The organism is Shewanella sp. MR-4 (assembly GCF_000014685.1).
Taxonomy (GTDB): domain Bacteria; phylum Pseudomonadota; class Gammaproteobacteria; order Enterobacterales; family Shewanellaceae; genus Shewanella.
Window position 1 is genome coordinate 1,629,408 of the sequence record NC_008321.1, and the last position, 12,733, is coordinate 1,642,140.

The following is a 12,733-nucleotide window of genomic DNA, read 5'->3' on the forward strand; positions in this document are numbered from 1 at the left end:
GTCGTTAAAAGAAAGGATTTACTATTAATAGGTTAGATAAAGGTGTTCTTGATTTCGTCTTTTACAAAGCTAAGGTCTGTCTGATCTTCACCCACAAGCAAAATGTATGCATCAGCGGCCTCAAAGCCCATGCCCTGATATTTACCATCGGCAAAGGTGTTATCCAGCACCATGCGTTTTTCGATGGGCACAATAAACAGAGTCACTTTACCTTTTTCAGCTTGCAGCACTAAGTGCAGACTCTTAACCCCTTGAAAATCACAGTAAGAGGTGTAGTAGACCTTACCTGGTTGCTCAGTAAATTTAGCGTTTCCTAGATTATTCATCGAGGCTAATTGCGCATTTACTTGGCTAAAGTTGACATTTTGGTCCACCTGCAAGGCTACGCCTTCATGGTAAACATGGGCTAAGGCATGCTCGGCTAAATCCACTGGGCCTAAGCGCAATAAACTGAAACTGATCCCCACAATAAAGGCAATCGACGCGGCCATGGCGACTAAAAAGCCCGTTTGACGGCGCTGTTTATGGTGCTGCTGCAATTGTTGGCGCAGAATAAGTTTGTCGGCCAAGTCCTCTGGCACATCCACTTTTAACGCATGAGTGATTTTGGCATCGAGGCCCTTAAGCTCTGCGACAAATGCTTGGTTTTCTGCGCTTTCCTGCATTTGCGCAACAAACTCGGGATCTTGATTATGAGGATCTTCATAAGCTTGGCGCCTAAATTTAAGCTCATCCATTGGATTGACCTCTCACATCGGTTTTCTCAAGTAGTTCTTTCAATTGGTTCCTCGCCCGAAATAAGCGCGTCATGACAGTGTTGCGGTTTAAGTCCAAGAGCTGGGCAATTTCATCACCGCTAAAGCCACCGATTAACTGCAGCAATAGGGGCTCCCGATATTCAATATCCAGCTTAGCGATTTGTCGCCTTAACCAGTACTGCTCGGTTTGCTCTTCCGTGCTGGAGGCAATGTGATCTTCTAAGCTGTCTTGTTCGATATCGGCGTAATCAAATTGTTTGCGCTCGAATCGACGGGCATTTTCGCGCCTCAGAATCGTGATCAGCCAAGCCTTCGCCGCTTTATCATCCTGTAGGGAATCTAAAGAGCGCCATGCCCGCAAGAAGGTTTCTTGGGTGATGTCTTCTGCCACCTGCTTATCGCCGCATAACCAAAAGGCATAACGGAAGATATCGGCGTGCAGCGCCTTGACTAGGCTGTTGTATCGTCGTTGTTTGCTCAGCATGTCAGAAGAGACCGCAGGCTCGACGGATTTCTTTCGCCAGTTAGCAAACATTTTTTCGATATTTTCTTTTTATTTTACGATTCAAAAGATTACACCTTATTCATGCGAGAAAGCAGTGGCGCCGTTTAGGGTTAGCCGTTTGGATTTAGCGGGCGTAATGGCGTGGATTGCTGCGCCATGGATTTTAGATTGCCGTTTTTTACCGCGCTTAACAATGCTTTTACCGCGACAGCCAGTTGGGTATCGCTATTGGCTTTACCACCGTAGGCTAAGGCTTGCAACTGACGAATCGCCTCTGCTAACTCGCTCGACTGCGCGGCAATTTTATCGAGCGTCATTGGGCGAGCGGCCTGTTCACTATAGTATTGCTGCAATTGCTGCAAAATATCACTGACATTGCCTTTAGCGCAGGCTTGCTCTAATCCCTTAAGGCCATTGCGAAGAACGAGCGGTTGCGCAGTGACTTGTGTATTGACTGTTGATTGGCGTTTCAGCGCACGTCGCCAAGCGACAAAAGTGACGGCCCAAGCAACTAATGTCACCAGCCACAGCAGGGCGAACAGATTAGCGTTCCAATGACTTTCACTGTTAGTACTGGTATTTGCCTGCCAGTTGGGTTCGATGGGCGTGTCGACCACGGCGCCACCTTTTACTTGAATGGTGCGGGCGGGCAGGGTCGCCATTTCTTGGCGTTTAAGATGCGGATTCCACCAAGGTACTTTCACTTCGGGTAAGGTAAAAGTGCCCGCCTTACTGGGGACTATGGCCGAGGTAATGCTGTACTGTGACACTATCTGCGCGTCGCGCACAAAGCTCTGGCGCTGGGGTTTTTCGGGATAGGATTTGAGCTCAGGCGGCAGGTTTTGCGCGATATCCGGCAGGCTATTCTCATCGGCATTGGAGGCCAATAAGGTGAGCGTGCGGGTGATGGGACTACCGACGGTAAACTCTTTTACATCCTCAGGAAAACTTTCTTTTAAGGCCACTAAATCGGCCACAAGCCATTGGCCTTGGAAGCTCGTTGGCGCAGGTTCGACTTGGATGCTTAAGGAGGGCGCGCCAGCCTGCATTGGGCGACTCTCGTTAAAGCCAAACATGCCGCCACGGCGTTGGGATTCCACTAATACATCGCCAGAAAAGGTCGCGCCTTTGATGTTCACTTGGCCGGGTAAGTCGGGAATGATGCCATAGGTGCGCTCAATCACGCGATAACGACGGCTTTCGATGATCTCTGAGCCGTCTTTGTCTTCTCCAATTTGCTTAATCTGCGCGCCTTCGATAACCGGGGCATTGAGCACGCCGCGTTGCAGTTCGACCGCAAGATAAAGCTTCACTTTATAGGTAATAAGCTGGCCGACGTAGGCCTCATCGGTCGAGACTTTGGCATCGATAAACAGATTCTTGGCCTGCTCAGGTTGTGCGCCCGCTTCGACTACCTTGAGGGGAATTTCGGCGGAGCTAACGCCATCAATGCTAAAGGATGGAATGGTCAGTTGGCCCTTTTGCTTTGGGGCAAGCAGCACTTGCCAGCGGGTCTCTTTGACCGCATCGAAGTTCATTATCTGGGTGCTGCGACTCACGCTGGTGCGACCCACGATAAAATCCTTGAGCAGGATGGAGGTATCGAGTTTACCCGTGTCGACCTCATCGTCGGCACTGACATTGAGCACAAAGTACTCTCCCTCCATCACCGGATTGCGATCGACCGACGCCTCGAGTTTGCTCAGGGCAAAGGCGGGTTGAATGACCGCGATGCAAAGCGTGAGGAGGATAAAAAATTGTCTGATCACCACTGTTCGTTATCCCTTGATATTTGGCCATTTTGACGGCGTTTTTGATATTCGAGTTGCATCTTGTTACGCAGTAACACCTGTGGATCTTCACTCACGCCCCGCAGTGCTCGCTGCATCTCCGCGGGTAAAGGCTCGCTGTTACTCGGCGGCGCTTCAACAGACTCAACAGCGGTATCTGGTTTTTTATCCGCCTGCGCCTGTTTCTCTTTATCCGCTTTTTGCGCTACGGCCTGTTGCTGTTCTTGCTTGGCTTTGGACTTATCATCCTCGACCTTTGCCTGCATTTTTGCCTCGTTGCTGGCTGGATCTTCTTTATCTTCAGCATTGTTATCGGCGCCGTTTTGCTGATTGGCTTGTTGCTCGGCCTGCTGTTGTTCCTGCTGTGCATCTTGCTGATCTTGCTTGGCGTTTTCATCACTCGCTTGCTGTTTATCCTGCGCGCCTTGCTCAGGATCATTCTGCTCTGATGAGGTACTTTGCTCCTGCGATGGTTTTTTGTCCGCTTGATCAGAATTATTTTGCTGTTGGGACTGCTGCTCTTGAGACTGATCTTGAGCTTGGTCGTTTTGCGAGGATTGTTGATCTCCCTGCTGCTGATCGTTCTGGTCCTGTCCCTGTTGGTTTTGATCGCCTTGAGACTGTTTATCTTGATTGTCAGCATTTTGCTGCGACTGCTGCTGGTTCAGCAATTTCTCTGCTAACTCAAGGTTGGCCTTGGCCTGTGGAAACTCGGGCTGCTTGTCGAGTGCGGCCTGATAACGCTCCTTGGCTTTGTCGGGTTTACCGAGTTGCATCAGCGCGTTGCCTTGGTTGTAAAGGCCATTGGCAGAGCTATCTTGCTCAAAGCTTTTTAGCGCCTGTTCGTACTCGCCCGCCTTGTACTGCGCCGCGCCTTGCCATTGGGGCGTCTCGAATTTTTGTGCGGCATTGGCGTAATCCTCAGCTTGATAGGCCTGCATCGCCTGTTGCTCTTGGGTGTGCCAGAGTGAGTCCCATGCGCTGGCATGGGCGCTTTGCGGCGCAGCGCTGAGCAATAGACCGCCCAATCCCATCAGCAGCCAGTTAGCGAGCATGCCTTGCCTAAAGCTCAGCAGGGCAGGGATGAGTAAGAGTAAGGCGAGGTAAGGGCCGAGATCTTGCCAGGTTTCTCCATCGAGATCCGTGGCTTTGGCATCGCCACTGTCACTCAACCAATGTTGCAACTGTGCTAAATCCTGACCATCGGCACGATTGGGGATCATGATGCCATTATGGTTATCGGCTAATTTTTGCAGTAAGCCAAAGTCGGTTTTGGCGACAACGACTTCATTGCTGCTGTCACGCTGTAATTGGCCATCGGGTAAGCGGATGGGCGCGCCTTGGGGGCTACCAAATCCCATGATCGCGAGGCGATATTGGCTACCGGCTAAGGCAGAGTTAGCCTCATCGAATTGCCTCGGGGTGATGCCATCTGTCATCACAATAATATCGCCCCGTAGATGCCCGCCCTGTGCCAGTAGATTTTTAGCTTGGGTTAGCGCGGCCGCTAGGTTTGAGCCCAACACGGGCATAATGTCAGGGCTTAACGTGGGTAATAAATTAAGCAGCGTGCCCGTGTCTCGGGTGAGCGGGCTTATGGTAAAGGCATCGCCAGCGAAGGCAATCAGGCCGGTTTCGCCTTCTTTTAAGCCGCGGAGCAAATCCGTCGCCCGAAACTTGGTTTGGGTTAAGCGGTTGGGCGCCAGATCGGTGGCAAACATGGAGACAGACATATCCATCACCAACACTCGGCCTTGCTCGGCGGCAAAAACCGGCAAGGTTTGCTTATTGAGGGCGGGGCCCGCTAAGGCTAAGGTGGCAATCACCCAAGTGAAAGCCAAGATATGCAATGGTCGACGGGATTTTTGCGTGCCCTCTGTGACCAATATTTTGGCCAAGTGCGGCGCAATATAGCGATTCCAAGCACTGTTACTCTGGTGTTGGCGCCATAGCGCCCACAGGATGATGGCGAGTGGCAACAGGGCGAGTAACCATTCTGGACGAATAAAATGCAGGCTCATTAACGAACATCCCCCCGTGGTGTTGCTGATGGAACAGGGTTTTTAGTCCGCGAAAACAGCGCTAATTGGCCTAAGGCTATCCAAATGCTGGTGAGCAGCGCGAGTGCGAGCGGCCAATAGAATAGCTCCGCTTGAGGACGATAGCTGAGTTGATCGCGACTCACGGGTTCCAGTTTGTCAATTTCTTGATAAATCTGTTCCAGCTCTTGGCTGTTACGGGCGCGGAAATAGCGGCCATGGGTCACTTCGGCAATATGCTTGAGTTGGTTTTCATCGAGATCCATCGACGGATTGACGCGCTCACGACCAAACAGGGTGCGTCTTTCCATGACATCGGCACCCACGCCCACGGTATAAATCGTCACTTTGCGATTAGCGGCGATTTGGGCCGCTTGATCAGGATCGATATTACCGGCGTTATTTGAACCGTCAGTCAATAAAATCAAGACTCTGTTACTCTCATCCATTTTATCGAAGCGCTTGACCGCGAGCGCAATCGACTCGCCAATCGCCGTTTGCTTACCGACAAGGCCAATCTGCGCCTCCTTTAAAAACTGAGCGACAGAGCGTCTATCTTGGGTGAGTGGCGCTTGTAGATAAGCGTGATCGGCAAATAGAATCAAACCGATACGATCGCCTTTGCGACGCTCTATAAACTCACTGACCACGTGTTGGATCAAGGTAAAACGGTCGACGACTTTACCGTTAATCACCATATCTTCAATTTGCATACTGCCGGATAAGTCCACCGCCAGCATCAGATCCCGCCCTTGGCTTGGCAGTTCAATTGGATCGCCAAGCCATTGTGGGCGGGCGATAGCAAGCACTAACAAGCTCCACATCAACCAATAACGCTTGCGGCTTTGTCGGCTGTGGCTACTGATATTGGCCTTGCCCGTTTGACTAATGCCGGGCAATTGCAGGCGACCACCTTCGGCTTGCACCGTTTGACGACGCCAAAAAATAAAAGGTAAAGGCAGTAGAATCAATGCCAAAGGCCATGCGACTGTTAACATTGCTCCTCCGCAGGCTTTGCTGGAGCCGGTGTTAATGCTGCCGACGAAGTCGGGTTTTGGCTTGCAGCAGTGTGCATTATCGGTGCGCTTAATTTGGCTTTAGAGGCAAACCAGCTGCGGGCGAGGGCCTGTAACTCAAGGGCCTCCTCGGCGCTGAGTGGTTTCACTTGGTGGCGTTTATCCAATAATGGCCCAATGCGGCCGCGCTGCTTTGCAGGCAAATGGCTATCTAACCAGTTTGCCCACACGGGGCCGTCGAGTTTGGCTATCACTTCCCTTGGCAAATAACTTAAGGCGGTGCGCTTTAACAGCTGATTCACGTCAGAGGGATACTGGCTCGAATGAGGATCTAGTGCTGCAAATAAACCTTGGGCGGCTTTTTTAGGCGCTAAGTAGGCGGCACGTTTTTTGAGCCAAAGAATTGCGGCAATCAACAAAACCAACAGGATAGCGAGTGCTAACCAATAACCTATGGCCCATGGCCAAGCCCCAATCGGGTCGGGGAGAATAATATCTTGTAAATCCGCCAAAGCGGGATTTGGCGTGGCAGCCTTATCCAAGGCTGGATTTAGAGTTTGTGGGTTCACGCTTTGGACTCACTTATGCTTTATGTTGCACTGTCTACTATTACTCACTTATTTGCCGTGCCGTTATTGCAGTAAGGCTAATTGCTGTGCGAGGGGTAAACCCGCGTCGATAAATTGGGGGCGCACCTTCAGTTTTTGCATCATGGCGATAAAGTCATTTTGCTGCTGTTGCTGCTGCCCAAGCCATGCTTGATAACTGTCGCGAGTCAGCACTAAATCTTGGTCCCCTTCGCGAACAGGCAAACTAAACTGCTTGGGTAAGTTGAGGTTGCCCTGCCTTAGAGGGTCGGTCACCAGATAAGCGCCAATATCACAATGGCGTTTAAGTTCTGTCAGCGGCGCGATACATTGCGGCGTAAAATGGCTGCCATCTGTGATGATCCAAATCAATGAGCCCGGTTTCGCGATCCGTTGCAAGCGCTGGCAGGCGCGCAGGATATGGTCTGGATCCCGTGGATGACTGCCGAGCTGATTGAGTTGTTGCTCGTGCACTCGGCGCAGGCCTGAAATGAGCTGCAATATCCCTTGGCGGCGACTGCGGGGTTTTAGCTCCAGATGCTCCGACTCGCAGGCGATTAAGGCACCGAGTCTGTCACCGTGATTGATGGCATTCCAACCTAGCGTGGTCGCTAAATGCCCCGCTTGTACCGACTGCAGCAGCAAACTCGAGCCAAAATACAGGCTCTGGCTTAAATCGAGCAGCAGCAGAATAGGGCGCTCGCGTTCTTCAATAAATAACTTAGTATGGGTTTGCCCCGTGCGGGCGGTCACGCGCCAATCAATAGTGCGTACATCGTCGCCCTGTTGATAATGGCGCACTTCGGCAAATTCCATCCCGCGGCCTTTGATTAAACTGCTGCGATGCCCCGCCATATTGGCACGTGCCCGGCTGTGACGCTCAGGAATAGCCCGCGCAATCGTCTGGCAGGCGAGCAGTTCTTTCTCGGTTAAATGCAGCCCGTCGGCAAATAATGGCAAGCCATGTGGATTGCCATCACTGTGTAGGGATGCGTTTAGCACACTGTTATTCATTCAAAGCTACTCATACAAAGCGATTCAGTTACCTAGGATTTATCAGCCCGCGTATCCAGACCATGTTCTGAGATTAAGGGACGGCGACCTGAGTCAAAATATGGTTGATCACTTGGTCGCGGCTGACACCCTCGGCCTGTGCTTGATAACTCAGCAGCAGTCTGTGTCTTAACACATTAGGGGCAACGGCTTGAATGTCTTCGGGAGAGACAAAATCGCGCTCGTGTAACCAAGCTCTGGCACGGGCGCAGCGCTCCAGCGAAATCGTCGCACGCGGACTCACACCGTACTCTAACCATTTTGCCAGCTCGTCGCTGTAACGCGCGGGTTGGCGGGTCGCCATAATGATTTCGACGATGTATTTCTCTAGCGGTTCGGCGAGATAGATTTCCATCGCTTCATCTCGGGCGGCAAAAATATCGGCCTGTGCAATTGGCTCCGCAGTCGGCAACTCATGGGTGAGTGCTTCTTGGCGGGATTGGCGCAGGATCTCGATTTCAGTGTCACCACTTGGATAATCTAAATTCAGGTGCATTAAAAAGCGGTCGAGCTGGGCTTCGGGCAGCGGATAAGTGCCTTCGTTTTCTAAGGGGTTTTGTGTCGCCATCACGAGGAAGAGTGGCGGCAACTTATAACTGTTTTTACCCACGGTCACTTGACCTTCGGCCATGGCCTCTAATAACGCCGACTGCACTTTAGCTGGGGCGCGGTTGATTTCATCGGCGAGGATCAGGTTGTGGAAAATCGGGCCCGCTTCAAATTCGAAGGTACCAGTTTGTGAGCGATAGATATCCGTACCCGTAAGGTCGGCTGGCAGTAGGTCAGGGGTAAATTGGATCCGGTGGAAATCCCCTTCCACACCATCGCAGAGGGCTTTAACTGCACGGGTTTTAGCAAGACCTGGTGGGCCTTCTACTAATAAATGGCCATTGGCAATGAGGGCAATGAGCAGGTTTTCGGTCAAAACTGGCTGCCCTAAAACAACCTTATTTAGGTAAGTGCGTAATGCGTGGAAGCGACTCAAAGGCATGATGCTACTCGTTTTTTAGGTTGAAAATATCGATTGAAAATACGTGTGTGGGCTATAGACAACGAATATGGTAAAGAATTCCCTAAGGGTTTGGCTAGTGTTAAAAAAACAAACAGGTGTTTAAAACTTGCTGACAAGAAGTTAGAATCAGATCACACTTTAATGGTCAGACCTGTTATTAGGCTTTTTTGGTGCCAAACAGCAGGGCAAACATGGAAATCGATAGCGCCGCCTGAAATCTCTCAGCGATAGCGCACATAAAGAGGGTGACAAATGAGTGATAGACAACAGGTAACTAACGCAAAGGGTGAGCGTATCGCCATTGTGGCGGGCTTAAGAACGCCATTTGCGAAACAGGCGACCGCATTCCACGGTGTGTCGGCGCTCGATATGGGCAAAATGGTGGTTAACGAACTGCTGGCCCGTAGCGAACTGGACCCTAAGTTGATTGAGCAGTTGGTGTACGGTCAGGTGGTACAAATGCCTGCGGCACCGAACATTGCCCGTGAAATCGTGTTAGGAACGGGCATGGATGTGTCAACCGATGCCTACAGTGTGACCCGCGCCTGTGCGACCAGTTTTCAATCTGCGGTGAATGTGGCTGAGTCAATCATGACGGGCAATATCGAGATTGGTATTGCCGGCGGTGCCGACTCTTCTTCTGTATTACCTATTGGTGTGTCTAAAAAACTCGCCCATGCCTTAGTCGATCTGAATAAAGCCCGCAGCTTTGGCCAAAAGTTACAAATTTTCCGCCGTTTAGGCATTAAAGATTTACTGCCTGTGCCGCCTGCCGTTGCCGAGTATTCTACGGGATTGTCTATGGGACAAACCGCGGAGCAAATGGCCAAGACCTATAATATCAGCCGCGCCGACCAAGATGCATTGGCGCACCGCTCCCACACGTTGGCGAGTGAAACTTGGGCTTCAGGTCACCTACGTGACGAAGTGATGGTGGCCCATGTTCCCCCTTACAAACAGTTTATCGAGCGCGATAATAACATTCGTGAAAACTCCGATTTAAGCTCTTACGCTAAACTGCGTCCCGCTTTCGATAAAAAGCATGGCAGCGTGACGGCCGCTAACAGTACGCCGCTAACCGATGGCGCCTCGGCGATCATTTTGATGAGCGAAGGCCGTGCTAAAGCCTTGGGTTATCAACCTATTGGTTACATTAAGAGCTACGCATTTACCGCGATTGATGTCTGGCAAGACATGCTGATGGGGCCATCCTATGCAACGCCATTGGCATTAAAGCGCGCCGGCATGGAATTAGAAGATTTAACTCTTATCGAAATGCATGAAGCTTTCGCGGCACAAACCTTAGCCAACATGCAGATGTTTGCCTCAAAGAAATTTGCCGAAGAAAAATTAGGGCGTAATCGTGCCATTGGTGAAATCGATATGAGCAAATTTAACGTGCTCGGTGGCTCTTTAGCTTACGGTCATCCATTTGCGGCCACAGGTACACGTTTAATCACTCAGGTTTGCCGTGAGCTTAAGCGTCGTGGCGGCGGAACGGGTCTGGCAACGGCCTGTGCTGCGGGTGGCTTAGGGGCTGCAATGATTGTGGAAGTGGAGTAATGGCGATGGAAAAGACATTTAATTTAACCCGCCGTGAAGACGGTATCGCCATTCTAACGATGGACGTACCCGGCGAAACCATGAATACCCTCAAGGCAGAATTTGGCCCTGAGATCAGTGAGATTCTGTCTGAGATTAAACGCGATAGCAGTATCCGTGGCCTAGTGCTGATTTCGGGTAAAAAAGACTCCTTCGTAGCTGGGGCGGATATCTCTATGCTCGACGCTTGCCAAACGGCGGGCGATGCTAAAGCCTTATCCCAACAAGGGCATGTGGTGTTTAACGAGTTAGAAGCCTTGAATATCCCTGTGGTTGCCGCGATACATGGCGCTTGTTTAGGGGGCGGTTTAGAGCTTGCGCTTGCATGCCATCAACGTGTGTGTAGTGATGATGGCAAGACCATGCTGGGTGTACCCGAAGTGCAACTCGGTTTATTACCCGGTGGCGGCGGTACTCAGCGTTTGCCTCGTTTAGTGGGGATCACCACTGCCTTGGATATGATGTTGACTGGTAAACAAATCCGTCCGAAACAAGCGTTAAAGATGGGCTTAGTTAACGATGTGGTGCCACAGACGATTTTACTGCAAACCGCGGTGGAAATGGCGCTCGCGGGTAAGCGCACGGCGAAACCAGTTAAAAAATCGCTGGTCAATCAATTACTCGAAGGTACAGGATTCGGTCGTAACATTATTTTCGATCAAGCCGCCAAGCAAGTCGCTAAGAAAACCCAAGGCAACTATCCTGCGCCGGCAAAAATTATTGATTGCGTGCGCCAAGGTATGGCTAAGGGAATGCAAAAAGGGCTTGAGGTGGAAGCCAGCCATTTTGCAGAGCTGGTGGTGTCGAAAGAATCAGAGGCGCTGCGCAGTATTTTCTTTGCCACCACAGAGATGAAGAAAGAAACTGGCGCCGAAGGGGCGACACCACGTAAAGTCAAAAAAGCCGTGATCTTAGGTGGCGGTTTGATGGGCGGTGGTATTGCTTCGGTCACGACGACTAAGGCTAAAATTCCTGCAAGGGTAAAAGACATTAACGAAAAGGGCTTAAGCAATGCGCTTTCTTACGCCTATAAGTTATTGGATAAAGGCGTTAAACGTCGTCATATGACGCCAGCCGTTCGCGACAATTTAATGGCACTGATGACAACGACGACCGAATATAAAGGCGTTAAGGACGCTGATATTGTTGTTGAAGCCGTATTTGAGGATTTAGCGCTTAAACATCAGATGGTTAAAGATATTGAGCGTGAATGCGGTGAGCACACGATTTTTGCATCTAACACCTCATCTTTACCCATTGGCCAAATTGCACAAGCGGCCAGCCGTCCTGAAAATGTGATTGGCTTACATTATTTCTCACCAGTAGAAAAAATGCCGTTGGTGGAAGTGATTGCCCATGCGAAAACGTCTCCTGAGACGATTGCTACCACAGTGGCCTTTGCCCGCAAACAGGGTAAAACGCCAATCGTGGTACAAGACGGTGCCGGTTTTTATGTTAATCGTATCCTCGCACTTTACATGAACGAAGCTGCGCAATTGCTGCTGGAAGGGCAGAGTATTGAGCACTTAGACAAAGCCTTAGTGAAGTTCGGTTTCCCCGTTGGCCCTATCACTCTGCTCGATGAAGTGGGTATCGATGTGGGTGCTAAAATCGCTCCAATCCTTGAAAAAGAACTGGGTGAGCGCTTTAAAGCCCCTGCAGCCTTCGATAAGTTACTGAGCGATGATAGAAAAGGCCGTAAAAATGGCAAAGGTTTCTATCAATATGCTGCTGGCAATAAAGCGCCGAGCAAGAAGAAAGCCGTGGATGAAAGTGTATATGGCGTATTAGGTATCAAACCGGGTATCGATAAAGAAATGAGCGCGGTAGCGGAACGTTGTGTCGTGCAAATGCTCAATGAAGCTGTGCGCTGCTTAGATGACGGCATTATTGCTTCACCACGCGATGGTGATATTGGCGCTATCTTCGGTATTGGTTTCCCACCATTCTTGGGTGGCCCATTCCACTATATCGATACTCTAGGGGCCGATAACTTAGTCAAGATACTGGAACGTTACCAGGCTCAATACGGCGACCGATTTGAGCCATGTCCACGTCTTAAGGAGATGGCGGCAGAAAAGACACGTTTCTTCTAACGCTTAAATATATCGTGGTCAAAAAAGCGGCAATTCGATGCCGCTTTTTTATTGCCTCTAGGCTAATTTTTGCCTAAAAAACGTTCACATTTATATAAGGGATCTTGTATGATGGCACCCTTATTTACGGCTGTTGTGCCGTGACACCGAGTATGTAGATGTTGATTAGTGCAGATAAATAGCCTCGCCTAGAGTCTATTGGCATAGTGAAATGCTATTTTTTGACATGCACTATCGTGACTTAGCCGATAAAGAGGTTGCTGTGGGATTCATGT

General features: G+C 50.4%; 10 protein-coding genes. 2 read left to right on the forward strand and 8 right to left on the reverse strand.

Features of this window, described 5'->3' with window-relative positions; genetic code table 11:
- Positions 1-32: 32 nt before the first annotated feature.
- From SHEWMR4_RS07385 to SHEWMR4_RS07420, 8 genes are all read right to left on the reverse strand, one after another.
- Positions 33-737: a DUF3379 domain-containing protein gene (locus SHEWMR4_RS07385; RefSeq protein ID WP_011622182.1), complete on the reverse strand. Its 705-nt coding sequence runs from the start codon at positions 735-737 to the stop codon at positions 33-35.
- Entirely contained in the window at positions 730-1,293 is a 564-nt protein-coding gene (locus tag SHEWMR4_RS07390; protein ID WP_011622183.1) for a sigma-70 family RNA polymerase sigma factor, read from the reverse strand. Before SHEWMR4_RS07390 ends, SHEWMR4_RS07385 begins: the two co-directional genes overlap by 8 nt.
- 80 nt (positions 1,294-1,373) lie before the next feature.
- Complete coding sequence (locus tag SHEWMR4_RS07395) at positions 1,374-3,035, reverse strand: BatD family protein (RefSeq protein ID WP_041408735.1); 1,662 nt, start codon at positions 3,033-3,035, stop codon at positions 1,374-1,376.
- Positions 3,029-5,074 (reverse strand): vWA domain-containing protein, encoded by a 2,046-nt coding sequence (locus SHEWMR4_RS07400; protein WP_011622185.1) that lies wholly within the window; start codon positions 5,072-5,074, stop codon positions 3,029-3,031. Before SHEWMR4_RS07400 ends, SHEWMR4_RS07395 begins: the two co-directional genes overlap by 7 nt.
- On the reverse strand, positions 5,074-6,090 hold the full coding sequence (locus SHEWMR4_RS07405) for a vWA domain-containing protein (RefSeq protein WP_011622186.1): 1,017 nt from the start codon (positions 6,088-6,090) through the stop codon (positions 5,074-5,076). Before SHEWMR4_RS07405 ends, SHEWMR4_RS07400 begins: the two co-directional genes overlap by 1 nt.
- Complete coding sequence (locus SHEWMR4_RS07410; RefSeq protein ID WP_011622187.1) at positions 6,084-6,677, reverse strand: DUF4381 domain-containing protein; 594 nt, start codon at positions 6,675-6,677, stop codon at positions 6,084-6,086. The genes SHEWMR4_RS07405 and SHEWMR4_RS07410 overlap by 7 nt, the downstream gene beginning before the upstream one ends.
- Positions 6,678-6,740: 63 nt before the next feature.
- Complete coding sequence (locus SHEWMR4_RS07415) at positions 6,741-7,709, reverse strand: DUF58 domain-containing protein (protein WP_011622188.1); 969 nt, start codon at positions 7,707-7,709, stop codon at positions 6,741-6,743.
- 73 nt (positions 7,710-7,782) lie between these two features.
- Positions 7,783-8,739, reverse strand: coding sequence for an AAA family ATPase (locus tag SHEWMR4_RS07420; protein WP_011622189.1), 957 nt, complete (start codon positions 8,737-8,739; stop codon positions 7,783-7,785).
- Positions 8,740-9,012: 273 nt separating this feature from the next.
- On the opposite strand from SHEWMR4_RS07420, the gene fadI reads away from it, so the two are divergent.
- Together fadI and fadJ are read left to right on the forward strand one after the other, a co-directional pair.
- Entirely contained in the window at positions 9,013-10,323 is a 1,311-nt protein-coding gene (fadI, locus tag SHEWMR4_RS07425) for an acetyl-CoA C-acyltransferase FadI (protein WP_011622190.1), read from the forward strand.
- A 5-nt stretch (positions 10,324-10,328) separates the two neighbouring features.
- Positions 10,329-12,458 (forward strand): fatty acid oxidation complex subunit alpha FadJ, encoded by a 2,130-nt coding sequence (fadJ, locus tag SHEWMR4_RS07430; RefSeq protein WP_011622191.1) that lies wholly within the window; start codon positions 10,329-10,331, stop codon positions 12,456-12,458.
- Positions 12,459-12,733: the final 275 nt, after the last annotated feature.